General features: G+C 67.2%; 10 protein-coding genes. 9 read left to right on the top strand and 1 reads right to left on the bottom strand.

The annotated features are described in order from the left end of the window. The first annotated feature begins 46 nt into the window (after nucleotides 1-46). The 6 genes from paoA (at nucleotide 47) to AC1Q6X_RS03565 (ending at nucleotide 9,171) form a co-directional block, all read left to right on the top strand. The gene (gene paoA / locus AC1Q6X_RS03590; RefSeq protein ID WP_070224338.1) at nucleotides 47-703 is read left to right on the top strand and encodes an aldehyde dehydrogenase iron-sulfur subunit PaoA; all 657 of its coding nucleotides are present in this window, start codon (nucleotides 47-49) and stop codon (nucleotides 701-703) included. Further along, nucleotides 700-1,659 (top strand): FAD binding domain-containing protein, encoded by a 960-nt coding sequence (locus AC1Q6X_RS03585; RefSeq protein ID WP_070300446.1) that lies wholly within the window; start codon nucleotides 700-702, stop codon nucleotides 1,657-1,659. Before paoA ends, AC1Q6X_RS03585 begins: the two co-directional genes overlap by 4 nt. Nucleotides 1,660-1,663: 4 nt before the next feature. Further along, the gene (gene paoC, locus AC1Q6X_RS03580; RefSeq protein WP_492495161.1) at nucleotides 1,664-3,862 is read left to right on the top strand and encodes an aldehyde oxidoreductase molybdenum-binding subunit PaoC; all 2,199 of its coding nucleotides are present in this window, start codon (nucleotides 1,664-1,666) and stop codon (nucleotides 3,860-3,862) included. A 125-nt stretch (nucleotides 3,863-3,987) separates the two neighbouring features. Further along, the gene (locus tag AC1Q6X_RS03575; protein WP_492495160.1) at nucleotides 3,988-5,625 is read left to right on the top strand and encodes a response regulator; all 1,638 of its coding nucleotides are present in this window, start codon (nucleotides 3,988-3,990) and stop codon (nucleotides 5,623-5,625) included. Further along, nucleotides 5,622-6,644, top strand: coding sequence for an ABC transporter substrate-binding protein (locus tag AC1Q6X_RS03570; RefSeq protein WP_492495158.1), 1,023 nt, complete (start codon nucleotides 5,622-5,624; stop codon nucleotides 6,642-6,644). Before AC1Q6X_RS03575 ends, AC1Q6X_RS03570 begins: the two co-directional genes overlap by 4 nt. Nucleotides 6,645-6,654: 10 nt before the next feature. Next, a complete protein-coding gene (locus AC1Q6X_RS03565; protein ID WP_492495156.1) occupies nucleotides 6,655-9,171 on the top strand; it encodes an ATP-binding protein in 2,517 nt (838 codons plus the stop codon). A 177-nt stretch (nucleotides 9,172-9,348) separates the two neighbouring features. Here the strand turns inward: AC1Q6X_RS03565 and AC1Q6X_RS03560 are convergent, their stop codons facing one another. Beyond that, nucleotides 9,349-9,963 carry a class I SAM-dependent methyltransferase gene (locus tag AC1Q6X_RS03560; protein WP_492495154.1) on the bottom strand — a complete coding sequence of 205 codons (615 nt, stop codon included), beginning with the start codon at nucleotides 9,961-9,963 and terminating at the stop codon, nucleotides 9,349-9,351. Nucleotides 9,964-10,129: 166 nt separating this feature from the next. On the opposite strand from AC1Q6X_RS03560, the gene AC1Q6X_RS03555 reads away from it, so the two are divergent. The 3 genes from AC1Q6X_RS03555 to AC1Q6X_RS03545 all read left to right on the top strand — a co-directional run bounded on the left by AC1Q6X_RS03555 (nucleotide 10,130) and on the right by AC1Q6X_RS03545 (nucleotide 14,120). After that, the gene (locus AC1Q6X_RS03555) at nucleotides 10,130-10,648 is read left to right on the top strand and encodes a sigma-70 family RNA polymerase sigma factor (RefSeq protein ID WP_070313604.1); all 519 of its coding nucleotides are present in this window, start codon (nucleotides 10,130-10,132) and stop codon (nucleotides 10,646-10,648) included. Then, a complete protein-coding gene (locus AC1Q6X_RS03550) occupies nucleotides 10,645-11,619 on the top strand; it encodes a FecR family protein (protein WP_492495152.1) in 975 nt (324 codons plus the stop codon). Before AC1Q6X_RS03555 ends, AC1Q6X_RS03550 begins: the two co-directional genes overlap by 4 nt. 95 nt (nucleotides 11,620-11,714) lie before the next feature. Further along, on the top strand, nucleotides 11,715-14,120 hold the full coding sequence (locus AC1Q6X_RS03545) for a TonB-dependent siderophore receptor (RefSeq protein ID WP_492495150.1): 2,406 nt from the start codon (nucleotides 11,715-11,717) through the stop codon (nucleotides 14,118-14,120). The last annotated feature ends 70 nt before the right edge of the window (nucleotides 14,121-14,190 follow it).

Raw genomic sequence — 14,190 nt, 5'->3', positions numbered from 1 at the left:
CTGCATGCGCCCACCCAGCCAGTCCACAGCCAGGAGGAAGCGCGAGATGACAGACTGTAATCACATCAATGCCGGCAGGCGCGGCTTGCTGATCGCCGGTGCGCTGTCGGCCACGGCGGTGGCCGTGCCCGGCGTGACGGGGGCAGCCGAAGCGGCCCATGGCGCGGCCCAATCCGGACAGGCGCCGCCCGTCCTGATGAAAGTCGGCCTGAACGTCAACGGCCGGCGCCACAGCCTGGAACTCGACACGCGCACCACCTTGCTCGACGCCTTGCGCGAACATTTGCAACTGACGGGAACCAAAAAGGGCTGCGACCACGGCCAGTGCGGCGCCTGCACCGTCATGCTCGACGGCCAGCGCATCAATGCCTGTCTGACCCTGGCCGTGATGCATGACGGCGCCAAGGTCACCACTATCGAGGGGCTGGGCACGCCGGAGAAACTGCATCCGATGCAGGCCGCCTTCATCGCGCATGACGGTTATCAATGCGGCTACTGCACCCCGGGGCAGGTCTGTTCGGCCGTCGCCGCGCTGGGCGAGATCCGCCAGGGCATCCCCAGCCACGTCAGCGCGGACCTGAACGCGGCCCCGCAAGCGACGCCCGAAGAATTGCGCGAACGCATGAGCGGCAATATTTGCCGCTGCGGCGCTTATTCCAACATCATCGAAGCCATCACCGAGGTGGCGGGGAGGCCCGCATGAGAGTGTTCAGCTATCAAAAGCCCGCCACGCCGGCCGAAGCGGCGGCCGCCGCCTTGACTACGCCGGGCGCCCGCTTCATCGCGGGAGGCACGAATCTGCTCGATCTGATGAAACTGGAAATCGAGACGCCCGCGCATTTGATCGACGTCAATGGCCTCGCGCTGGACAAGGTGGAGACGACGAAGGACGGCGGCTTGCGCATCGGCGCCCTCGTGCGCAACACGGCCCTGGCCGCGCACGCCACCGTGCGGCGCGACTATGCCGTGCTGTCGCGCGCCTTGCTGGCCGGCGCCTCGGCGCAATTGCGCAACAAGGCGACGACGGCCGGCAACCTGCTGCAGCGCACGCGCTGCCCGTATTTCTATGACACGAACCAGGCGTGCAACAAGCGCGTGCCGGGCAGCGGCTGCTCGGCCATAGCCGGCTTCAGCCGGCCGCTGGCCATCCTGGGCGGCAGCGAGGCGTGCATCGCCACGCACCCGAGCGACATGGCCGTCGCCATGCGCGTGCTCGACGCCGGCATCGACACGGTGCGGGCCGACGGCAGCACGCGCAGCATCCCCATCGCCGACTTTTACCGCTTGCCGGGCAGTACGCCGCAGCTGGAAACGGTGCTGCAGCCGGGCGAATTGATCACCAGCGTGACCTTGCCCCGGCCTATCGGCGGCACGCACGTCTACCGCAAGGTGCGCGACCGCGCCTCGTACGCGTTCGCGCTGGTGTCTGTCGCGGCGATCATCTTGCCCGATGGCACCGGCAGGCTGGCCCTGGGCGGCGTCGCGCCGCAGCCGTGGCGGCTTGCCGCCGCCGAGCAGGCCATGCCCGCTGGCGCGGCCGCCGTCAGCGAACGCCTGCTGGCCGGCGCCAGGCCGACGGCCGATAACGGCTTCAAGCTGATCCTGGCGCAGCGCACCGTGGCGTCCGTCCTGGCGCAAGCACCAGCGAAGAAAGGCTAGAGCGATGAAATTCACGACACCTGCGACCACCAATCCCATCGACCAGCTGAAGGTCGTGGGGCGCCCTACGGACCGCATCGACGGCCCCCTGAAAACCACGGGTACGGCGCCGTACGCGTATGAGCAGAACAAGGCCGCGCCGCATGCCGCCTACGGCCACGTCGTCGGCGCGGCGATTGCCAAGGGGCGCATCGCTTCGATCGACACCAGCGCCGCGCGCCGCGCGCCCGGCGTGCTGGCCGTGGTGACGGCGGAATCGGCGGGCAAGCTGGGCAAAGGCAAGATGAACACGGCGAAGCTGCTGGGCGGGCCGGAGATCGAGCATTACCACCAGGCCATCGCGCTGGTGGTGGCGGAAACGTTCGAGCAAGCGCGTTCGGCCGCGCAGTTGCTCGACGTCAAGTATGTCGAGCAGCCGGGCGCCTTCGACCTGGCCAAAGCAAAGGGCACGGCGGCCAAGCCGAAGGACGGCAAGCCCGACAGCAAGACGGGCAACTTCGCCGGCGCCTTTGCCCATGCCCCCGTGCGGCTGGACGCGACCTACACGACGCCTGACCAGTCGCACGCCATGATGGAGCCGCACGCCTCGATTGCCGCCTGGGAGGGGGATAAATTGACGGTGTGGACGGCGAACCAGATGGTGGACTGGGGCCGGGGCGACTTGGCCCGCACCCTGGGAATGCCGAAAGACAAGCTGCGCATCGTCTCGCCGTATATCGGCGGTGGCTTCGGCGGCAAGCTGTTCGTGCGCGCCGAAGCGCTGCTGGCGGCCCTGGGGGCCCGGGCGGCGCAGCGTCCCGTCAAGGTCGCCCTGACGCGGCCCATGATGATCAACAACACGACGCACCGGCCCGCCACCATCCAGCGCCTGCGCCTCGGCGCCACGCGCGACGGCAAGATCACGGCCATCGGCCATGAATCGTGGTCCGGCGACCTGAAGGGCGGTCAGCCGGAAACGGCCGTGATGCAGACGCGCCTGCTGTACGCGGGGGGCAACCGCATGACGGCCATGCGCCTGGCCGTGCTCGACTTGCCAGAAGGCAACGCCATGCGCGCGCCGGGCGAGGCGCCGGGGCTGATGGCGCTGGAAATCGCCATGGACGAGCTGGCGGAGAAATTGAACATGGACCCCATCGTCGTGCGCATCCTGAACGACACCAAGGTGGACCCGGAAAAACCGGGCCGGCCGTTTTCCCAGCGCCGCCTGATCGACTGCCTGCGCACGGGCGCCGTGGAATTCGGCTGGAAAGAGAGAGCAGCGCAGCCGGGCATGCGGCGCGACGGCCGCTGGCTCGTGGGCATGGGCGTGGCGGCCGCTTTCCGCAACAACCTCGTCATGCAGTCCGCCGCCAGGGTGCGTCTCGATGGCAACGGCATCGTGACCGTGGAAACGGACATGACGGATATCGGCACGGGCAGCTATACGATCATCGCGCAGACGGCGGCGGAAATGCTGGGCGTGACCTTGAACCGGGTCGTCGTGCGTCTGGGCGACTCGGATTTTCCCGTCTCGGCCGGTTCGGGCGGGCAGTGGGGCGGCAACAGCTCGACGGCCGGCGTGTACGCTGCCTGCGTGCGCCTGCGTCAGGCCATCGCCGGCAAGCTGGGCTTCGACGAGAAAGAGGCGCGCTTTTCCGATGGCCAAGTCAGCCAGGGCGAACGCAGCGTGCCGCTCGCCGCCGCCGCCGCCCATGGCGACGTCGTCGCGGAAGACCATATGGAATACGGCGAGCTCGATAAAAAATTCCAGCAATCGACGTTCGGCGCGCATTTCGTCGAAGTGGGCGTGGACAGCGACACGGGCGAAGTGCGCGTGCGCCGCATGCTGGCCGTGTGCGCGGCCGGCCGCATCCTGAACCCGAAATCGGCGCGCAGCCAGGTGATCGGCGCCATGACCATGGGCGTGGGCGCGGCCCTGATGGAGGAACTGGTGGTCGACCGGCGCCGTGGCTTCTTCGTCAACCACGACCTGGCCGGCTACGAAGTGCCCGTGCACGCCGACATCCCGCACCAGGACGTGATCTTCCTCGATGAAACGGACCCCATGTCCTCGCCCATGAAAGCCAAGGGCGTGGGCGAGCTGGGCATCTGCGGCGTGGCGGCGGCCGTCGCCAACGCCGTCTACAACGCGACGGGCGTGCGCGTGCGCGACTATCCGCTGGCCCTCGACAAGTTGCTGCGCGGACTGCCCGTCATGAGCTGACATCTGCCCGGCGCCGGCTCGCGCGTGACAAAGCGTGTATTTTTGGTAATTTCCAGATGCTATGCTCGGAACGCATGCTGCGGGGCAAGTTCCCTCTCCGCAAGGCCATGCCGCCAGGAGAATGCATGAACAGATCATCAATGCCGCCCCGGATACTGATCGTCGATGACGAGCTGGCGCACGTGCGCGCCCTGTGCGACACCTTGCGCGGCCAGGCGTACGACACGACGGGGCTCGCTTCGGGCGAGGCGGCGCTGGCCCTGCTGGCCGTCGAATCGTTCGACCTGCTGCTGGTCGACCTGATGATGCCGGGCATGAACGGCATCGCCGTGGTGGAAGCGGCGCGCAAGATCGATCCGGACCTGGCCTGCATCATCATGACGGGCGAAGGCACGATCGCCTCGGCCGTGCAAGCGATGAAGGCGGGCGCGCTCGATTACGTCGTCAAGCCGTTCAAGGTGTCGGGCATCCTGCTGATACTGGCGCGGGCGCTGGAGACGCGCCAGCTGCGCATCGCCAATGCGCGCCTGGAACTGCTGCTGCGCCAGCACACGGCCGAACTCGACGCCATGAACCGGGATTTGCGGCTGGCCCGCGAAGTGGCCGAGCGGGCGAACGAGGAAAAGACCAATTTCCTGGCCAGCATGAGCCACGAGCTGCGCACGCCGCTCAACGCCATCCTCGGCTTTTCGCAGATGCTCACGTCCGATTCCATCCCCTCGACGGCGCAGGAAAAGAAAACCTTTGCCTCGCACATCTTCGGCGCCGGCCGGCATTTGCTGACCTTGATCAACGATATCCTCGACATCGCCAAAATCGAGTCGGGCAATATGGCGCTGTCGATGGAGTCCGTGGGTCTGGCCGGCATTTACCACGAATGCTGGCAAATGATGGAGCCGCTGGCGCGCAAGCGCGGCATCATCTTGACGTTCGTCGAAGCGGGCAGCGTGCACGTGCTGGCCGACCGCACGCGCCTCAAGCAGGTGCTGCTCAACCTGCTGTCGAACGCCGTCAAGTACAACCGCGATCAGGGCGAGATCCACGTCGATTGCCAGCCCGTCGATGCACGGCAGCTGCGCCTGTCCGTGCGCGACACGGGCGGCGGGCTGAGCGCCGCGCAGCTGGAGGTGCTGTTCCAGCCCTTCAACCGCCTGGGACGCGATGGGCGCGACGAGGAGGGCACGGGCCTGGGACTGGTGGTCAGCAAGCGCCTGGCCGAAGCCATGCAGGCGACCATAGGCGTGACCAGCACGCCCGGGCGCGGCAGCACTTTCTGGCTCGATATCGACAGTTGCCCCGCGCGCTACCCGCTGCAGGAAAGCCCGCGCCTGTCGGCCATTGCCCGGCCCGCTGAATCGATGCCCCTGCCGGAGCGCAAGACGCTGCTGTATGTGGAAGACAATCCCCTGAACGTGACCCTGGTGGCGGGCTTGGTGCATTTTCGCCCCGATCTCGACCTGCTGTCTGCCGGCGACGGGCAGACGGGCCTGGACATGGCGCGCCGCCACCTGCCGCAGCTGATACTGATGGATTGCGACTTGCCCGACATCAGCGGCACGCAAGTCATGCAGCTGCTGCGTGCCGATGCCCGCACCGCGCACATCCCCGTCATCGCGCTGACGGCCGTGGCCGGACCCGGCGATATCCGCCAGGGCCTGGCGGCGGGCTTTTTCCGCTATCTGACCAAGCCGATCGACGTGGCGGCGTTTTCCGAGGCCGTCAACAGCGCGCTGGAGTCGGCCACGGCGCAGTGCAACGCATGAACGGCCCGGCGCGGCGGACGGTCTGGCTGGCGGCCGCACTGCCGCTGCTGGCGCTGGCCGCCGTGGCCGTCTGGCGGCTCGCTGCCCGTCCCGCGCCGCCGCCCGGCCCCGTGGAAGTGCTGCGCCTGGCCGTGAATGCGGAGTACGTGGGCAGCTGCCCCGTGCTGGCCGCGCGCGGGCACGGTTATTTCGCGCGCGAAGGCATCGACGCGCTGGTGCAGCCGTATTCGTCGGGCAAGGCCTCGCTGGAAGCCGTGCTGCAGGGCAAGGCCGACCTGAGCACGGTGTCCGATATTCCTGTGGTGCTGGCCAGCCTGCAGAACCAGTCCGTCGTCATCATCGCCAGCATCTTCGAGGCCGAGCGCGACCACGGCATCGTGGGGCGCCTGGACCGCGGCGTGTCCACGCCCGCGAGCCTGAAGGGCAAGCGCATCGGCGTCACGTCGGGCACATCCGGCCAGTTCACGCTCGAAGCCTTTTTGAACCGCCAGAAGCTGCTGCCCGCCGAAGTCAGCGTGCGCAACTACGCGCCCGAGCAGCTGGCCGGGGCGCTGGCGCGGGGCGAGGTCGATGCGGCGGCAGGCTGGGAACCGTTCCTGACGGGCATGACGCACGCCATTGCCGGCAATGCGGCCATCTTCTATGGCGAAGACGTGTATGCGGGCCTGTTCAACGTGGCAGGCACGGGCGGCTATGTGCGCAGCCACCCGGCGACGATGCGCAAGGTGCTGCGCGCACTGATCGCCGGCGCGCGCTTTTGCCGGGACGAGCCCGATGCCGCGCGGGCGCTGTTTGCCAAGGCGTCGGCCAGCGAGGCGCAGCGCCTGCAGGCGGCCTGGCACGGTTATCAGTTCGGCATCGTGCTCGACCAGCGCTTGCTGCTGGCGCTGGAAGACGAGGCGCGCTGGGCCATCAAGAACCGCCTGGCCGGGAACGGCGAGATGCCGAACTTCCTCGATGCCGTCTACCTGGACGGCCTGGAAGCCGTGGCGCCGTCGGCCGTGACGGTCATCCATTGAGAAGGCCACCGTGAAAATCGTCACGCGCTTCAAGCTGGCAGAACTGTTTTGCGTGCTGCTCGTGGCCATCATCGTCGCCGTGCTGTTCTCCACCAGCATGGCGATGCAGCGCGAACTGGCGAAGAACAAGGCGGCGGCCGATATCCTGCAAGCCGTCACGTCGCTGCGCTACCTGTCGATCGAATATGCGCTGCACCATGGTGCGCGCACGCGGGCACAGTGGCAGCTGCGCAGCGAGTCGCTGTCCACCGGCTTGCTGGCCACGCCGGCCTTCGCCGCCGGCGAGGAGCGCGCGCTGCTGCGGGAATTGCGGCGCGACCTGGCAAGCGTGGACGGCCTGTTCGAGCTGTTTGTCGCCAATCACCGCGAGCTGGGTCAGGACCCGCAGCGGCGCGAGGTGCTGGGCGAGCTGGAGTCGCGCCTGTCCGGCCAGATCATGGGCAAGGTGCAGGGCATGATCGCCGATGCGATGCGGCTGTCCGCATTGAGCCGGCAAGGCGTGCTGGACGCCCAGCAGCAGGCCAACGTGGCCGTGATATTGTTCGGCGGCATGATCATCGTGCTGGTGGCCGGTTTGATCTATTTCACCATGACCAGCGTCACGGGGCCGCTGGAGAAGCTGCGCCAGGGCACCCTGATCGTCGGCGAAGGCAAGCTCGATTTTGCGCTCGGCGTGCATACCAGGAATGAAATCGGCGACCTCGCACGCGCCTTCGACGGCATGACGGAAAAGCTGCGCCGCACCACCGTCTCGCGCGACGAACTGGCGCAGGCGAATGCGGCCCTGGAAACGCAGATACAGGAACGTCAGCTGGCCGAGCGCAAGGTGCATGAACAGCTTGAGCGCCTGAATCTGCTGCAGCAGATCACGCGCTCGATCGGCGAGCGGCAGGATTTGCGCAGCATTTTCCAGGTGGTGGTGCGCAGCCTGGAAGAGCAGCTGCCCATCGATTTCAGCTGCATTTGCCTGTACGAACCGTCCGAACACGCGCTGCAGGTGATGTGCGTGGGCGTGCGCAGCGAGGCGCTGGCGCTATCGTTCATGATGGGTGAACACGCGCACATTCCCATCGACGAGAATGGCCTGTCGAGCTGCGTGCGCGGCAAGCTCGTGTATGAAGCCGACATCGCCGACGTGGCGTTCCCGTTTCCGCAGCGCCTGGCGCAAGGGGGGCTGCGCGCCCTCGTCATGGCCCCGCTGCCGGCCGAAAACACGGTCTTCGGCATCCTCATCGTGGCGCGCCGCGCCGCGCACAGCTTTACCAGCGGCGAGTGCGAATTCCTCAGCCAGCTGAGCGAACACGTGGCGCTGGCCGCCAACCAGGCGCGGCTCTACGGCGCGCTGCAGCGCGCGTATGACGATTTGCGCCAGACGCAGCAGTCGGTAATGCAGCAGGAGCGCCTGCGCGCGCTGGGGCAGATGGCCAGCGGCATCGCGCACGATATCAATAACGCCATTTCCCCCGTGGCCCTGTACACGGAATCGCTGCTGGAGACGGAAACCAATCTCAGTCCGCAGGGCCGGCACTGCCTGGAAGTGATCGAACGCGCCATCGACGACGTGGCCGCTACCGTGGCGCGCATGCGCGAATTCTACCGCCAGCGCGAACCGCAACTGGCGCTCTCGCCCATCGACGCGAACCTGGTGGTGCAGCAGGTGCTGGACCTGACCCGCGCGCGCTGGAGCGACATGCCGCAGCAGCGCGGCATCGTCATCTCCCTGCACACGGAGCTGGCGCACGGCCTGCCCATGCTGCCCGGCAGCGCGGGCGAGCTGCGCGAAGCGCTGACGAACCTGGTCTTCAACGCCGTCGACGCCATGCCGGAGGGCGGCACCCTGAGCGTGCGCACCAGCTGCGCCGACGTAGCGGGCGAGGCGGCGCGGCAGGTGCGGATAGAAGTAGCCGACACGGGCATCGGCATGGACGACAATACGCGCCGCCGCTGCCTGGAACCGTTTTTTACCACCAAGGGCGAGCGTGGCACGGGTCTGGGCCTGGCCATGGTGTACGGCATGATGGAGCGCCATGGCGCCAGCATCGACATCGTCACGGCGCCGGGGCAGGGCACGGCGGTGCGCCTGGTTTTTCCCGCCTGCGCGGCGCACGAGGAAAATGAAGCGCCCGACACGGCCTACCTTGTGCCGCCGCGCCTGCGCATCCTCGTGGTGGACGACGACCCGATGGTGCTCAAGTCCCTGCGCGACATCCTGGAAATCGATGGCCACGACGTGGTGTCGGCCGATGGGGGCCAGGCCGGCATCGACTGCTTCCGCGCCGCATACGAGCGGCACGAATACTTCGCCGTGGTCATCACGGACCTGGGCATGCCTCACGTGGACGGGCGCAAGGTGGCCAGCGCCGTGCGCCAGTGCTCGCCGGCCACGCCCATCATCATGCTCACGGGCTGGGGTCAGCGCCTGGCCGCCGACAGCGACTATCCCGAGCACGTCAACTGCGTGCTGGGCAAGCCGCCCCGGCTGAAAGAATTGCGGCGCGCCCTGAATGCGGTCATGTCGACGGGGTAGAGCCTATCCCAGCAGGGAGCGTCTTCTGCTGGCAGTTCATCAGGAGTGCGGACAAGGCGTGAGGAGGACGCGTGGCGAGCCACGCGACGACGATCAACGCAGTCCCCGCTTCCGAGGGGCGCCAGCAGGGGATGCATTCATCTACTGGGATAGGCTCTTAGCCTGCTGCGGCATCTCTCATCGCTGAAAAACCAGCCAGGACCAGCTGACTCCCGCGTGGCGGTTCTGCTGCTGAACGGACAGCGCCTGCGCACTCAGAACGACTGCGAGATGGTGGCGTGCCGCAAGGTCTATCGTTTCACTGGCAGAGACGTCAAAGATGCGCCGGTTCTCCGGGGCGGGGCCATGCCTGAGCGACATGACGAGCAGCGCGCCAGGCTTGAGCAACTGGCCGATGTTTTCCATCGCCGCGTTTCTTTCTTCCGCTGCAAGATGCATCCAGACGGCGGCGAGTACAACCAGGTCGAACCTGGTTTCGCGCGCCGTCATCACTGACAGCGCGGGCAGGCTGTCGTCCACCCACTCGATATCGGGCGAGGCATGCGCCTGCATGCCCGCTTCCCGGAACGCGGCGACGGGCTCCACTGCCACCACCTTGTGCCCCAGGCTCGCAAGCCACGCCGAATCGGCGCCTGTGCCGGCACCGATGTCGAGCACGGCGCCTGCCCGGCGTGGCAGCAGGTGGCTGACCACTTTGTATTTATCAGCGGCGATCACGCCGGCATACCGGGTGATCAGCTGTCCGGCATTGTCGGCATATCCTTCGGTGCCCGGGACCGGGGATGCATGCATGCGATGGCGAGTGTCCAATGGGATGGAGGTCAAATCAACACCCTGCGCGCGGCGCGTGCGATCGGTGGTGTTGCCTGCGTAGGACAACTTTAGCAAAATTGCGCGACATCTTCCAGTCCCTGCCATATAATGAGAATCATTATCATTTATATCGCCGGATCCGCTCTTGTCTGCCTTTTCTTTTCCCCCGAATGACGCCGCCTTGGCCGCCAGCCTCTTTACGGGCCACCAGGGCTGGCTGCTGCAGCGCTTGCTGTTGCGCTTGCGTAATCGGGCGGAAGCCGAGGATGTGGTGTCGGAAACCTTTGTGCGCGTGCTGCATGCGGGAAGATTGTCCGCCATCCGCGAGCCGCGCGCCTACCTGACGACGGTAGCGAAAAGCATCTTGCTGCAGCAGTGGCGGCGGCGCGATATCGAGCAGGCGTATCTGGAGACCCTGGCGCTGCTGCCCGATGCCGTCCAGCCGTCGCCGGAGGAACGCGCCGTGCTGCTCGAAGCGCTGGAACGCCTGTCGCGCGCGCTCGATACCCTGTCCGCCAAGGCCCGCAGCGCTTTTCTGATGAGTCAGCTCGACGGCTTGACGTATGCGCAGATCGCCGCCCGCCTGGGCGTGTCGGCCAGCATGGTGCGCCAGTACATGGCGCAGGGCTTGCGCTGCTGCCTGGCGGTGGCGGACGCGGCATGAGCGTTGCTACGTCCGTCCAGGATGCCGCCATCGGCTGGCTGGTCGAACTCAGCTCGGGCGAAGCGGACGAAGGACAACGCCAGGCCTTCGCCCGCTGGCTGGCCGCCGATGCGCGCCATGCGGCCGCTTGGCGTACGTTGGGGCAGGCTGTCGAGCACAGCGTCGGCCCGCTGCAGGCAGCGGGCGGGGCGGCGGCCGTCGGGCACACCCTGGCGCGCGCCGCCCGGCACGATGACCAGCGGCGCCAATGGCTGCAGGGCTTCCTGTGCCTGGCGGGCGCGGCGTTCGGCGGCGCCTGGCTGCTGCGCGGCAGCCCGTTTTTGCCGGACTGGAGCGCGGACCTGCACACGGCCACGGCCCGGCGGGGCCGCTACACGCTGGCCGATGGCAGCGTGCTGACCCTCGACGCCCGCTCCTCGGCCGATACGGATGTCCGTCATGAACACCGGCAAGTCGCCTTGCGCCAGGGCCAGTTGCTGGCGCGCGTGGCGCCTGGCGCCAACGCGCCCTTCGTGCTGCGCAGCGCGCATGGCGCGGTGACGACGCTGGGCGGCGAGCTGATGCTGCGGCGCGAAGCGCGCGGCACCGTGGCGCTGGCCGTGCGGGGCGATCTCGACGTGCGTCCGGCCGGCAAAGGCCTGGCGCGCGTGCTGCGCCAGGGCCAGGCGGCGCGGTTTGACGAGGATCGATTGACCCTGCTGCCCGGCATGGCGGCAGGGCAGGCGACGGCGTGGCAACAGGGCATGCTGGTGGCCGTCGACCAGACGCTGGGCGACGTGGTGGCCGCCTTGCGCCCGTATCGCCACGGCTACATCGACATCACGGCGCAGGCGGCGGCGCTGCGCGTGTCCGGCAATTATTCGCTCGACGACAGCGGCGCCACCCTGCTGGCCCTGGCCGAAACCCTGCCCCTGACCTTGCGCCAGGGCCCTGGCGGCTGGTGGACGGGACTCGACCTGAAGACAAGCTGACATATTTTTTGCGCCGGCACTGTCACTTTCGGCGCGCCGCGACTCATACCTGGTGTAGCCCCACTTTTCCTTCACCATCAAGATAGAGTCCCAGCATGCCACCATTGTTGATGCGCCAGATTCCCCTGGCTGTAATGTTACTTTCCTGCGCCGCGCCCACCGTCCTGGCGCAGACGCCACCGGCCCACGTCGCGTCGGCCACCATGCGCTACGATGTGCCGGCGCAGCCCCTCAATGCCAGCCTGATCGCCATTGCCAGCCGTGGCGGCGTGCGCATTTCCATCGATGCGGACCTGCCGCGCGGCGCCAGCGGGGCGGCCGTGCAGGGCGATTTCACGGCGGAGCAAGCCTTGCGCCGCGCCTTGCAGGGCACGCGGCTGGCCCTGCTGAAGACGGACAGCGGCGTGTATACCGTACAAAGCGCCGTGCAAGGCGCCGTGCAAAGCGCCGCGCAAGCCGCGCCGCAGGTCGCCGCCCAGCTTGAGGCGACCATGCCGGAAGTGGTCATCACCACCAATTACCTGGGCCAGGTGACGGAGGACACGGGTTCCTACACGACGGGCGCCGTCAGCACGGCGAACCGCCTGGTGCTGTCGCCGCGCGAGACGCCGCACGCGGTCAGCGTGGTGACGCGCCAGCAGATGGATGATTTCGGCCTGGTGCAGCTGAGCGAGGTGCTCAATCACACGCCGGGCGTGTATGTGCAGCACATCGACAGCGAGCGCACGATTTATTATGCGCGCGGCTTTTCGCTCGACAATTTCAGCTACGACGGCTTGCCGTGGACGCGCGACGCCTCGCTGAACCTGGGCGAATCGCTGGCCAATATGGATCTGTACGACCGGGTCGAGGTGCTGAAGGGCGCGAATGCGCTGATGAGCGGTGCCGGCACGCCGGGCGCCACCGTCAACCTGATCCGCAAGAAACCCACGCGCGAATTGCGCGCGCTGGCCGACCTGTCGGTCGGATCATGGAGCAATTACCGCGGCATGGCGGACGTGGGCGGTCCCCTGAACGCCAGCGGCAGCGTGCGCGCGCGCGCCGTCGCGTCCTACCAGGACAAGCACTCGTTCGTCGACCGCTACCAGCGTCGCTCCGAACTGGCGTACGGCACGCTGGAGGCAGATCTGTCGCCGCGCACCTTGCTGACCGTGGGCGCCGACTACCAGCACACAGTGCCGCGCAATAGTGACTGGGGCGGCGCACCGCTGTTCGACGCGGACGGCAAGCGTTTCACCATGTCCCGCTCGTTCAACGGCGCGCCCACCTGGAGCACGCAGCAGACGGAGGCCAAATCCGTCTTCGCTTCGCTCGAGCACACCTTCGACAATGGCTGGCTGGCCAATTTGCGCCTGATCCACCAGGCCAACGCCCTGTATGCGCCCGTCGCCTACCTTGACGGTTTTCCGAAGGCGGACGGCAGCGGCACGGCCGTCACGGCGCGCCAGTACAACAGCGACGCCACCAGCAATGGCCTGGACGTGTACGCCAAGGGCCCGTTTTCCCTGCTGGGCCGCACGCATGAACTGGTGGTGGGCGCGAACGCCTACCGCAAGCAATCGGACGACGTCTTCAGTCCGTATACCTTCATCAAGGTCGACAATATCTATACTTACCGTGGCGTCGTGCCGGAACCGCGCTGGGAATTGGACACGGCCCGCGAAGTCATCCGCCAGAAGGCCGTGTACGCGACGGGCCGCTTTTCGCTGCCGCAAGGCGTGCACGTGATTCTGGGCGGCCGCCTGTCGTCCTACGTCAACCCCACGGCCGATATCGACGAGTCGTCCATCTTCACGCCGTATGCGGGCCTGACGTGGGACTTCGCGCCGAATTTGACGGCGTTTGCCAGCTATAGCGACATCTTCAGTCCGCAAAACAGCCGCGACGTCGACAACAGGACCCTGGACCCCGTGCTGGGCAAGAATATCGAGGCGGGCGTAAAGGGCGTGTTCCTCAACGGCCGCCTGAACGCCAGCGCGGCCGCCTTCGAGGTGCGGCAGGACAACTTCGCCGAGTCCGTCGATGCGGTCAACAAGGTGACGGGCATGGACGCCTACCGCGCCATCGACGGCGTGCGTTCGCGCGGCGTGGAACTGGAAGTGTCGGGCCAGCTGATGCCGGGCTGGCAGCTGCAGGCCGGCTACACGCACAAGGTGGCGCGCGATGCGGGCGGCAAGGTCAATACCCTGGCGCCCGAAGACCAGCTGAGCCTGTACAGCACCTGGCAGCCGATGCCGCGCCTGACCGTGGGTGGCGGCGCCCGCTGGCAATCGCGCACCTGGCAAAACACTCGGGCCGTGCGCGGCGGCTTGACCACCGTGCACCAGGGCTCGTATGCCGTGTTCGACGCCATGGTGCGCTACCAGCTCTCCGGCCGGCTTGCCCTGTCGTTCAACCTCAACAACCTGACCGATCGCGCTTACTACGGCATCAGCACGGGCCGCAGAGTCAGTTACGGCGATCCGCGCAATGCCATGCTGAGCCTGAATTACCGCTATTGATGCCGGACGGGCCAGTTAGCCTGGCACTGGCCCGCCTGGCGGAACAGTGAATATGGTCTTTCCGCTATAC

The organism is Janthinobacterium sp. GW823-FHT06H09, from assembly GCF_058794735.1.
Note: the sequence above shows the minus strand (reverse complement) of the source record. Positions and strands in the feature narration are given on the sequence as shown.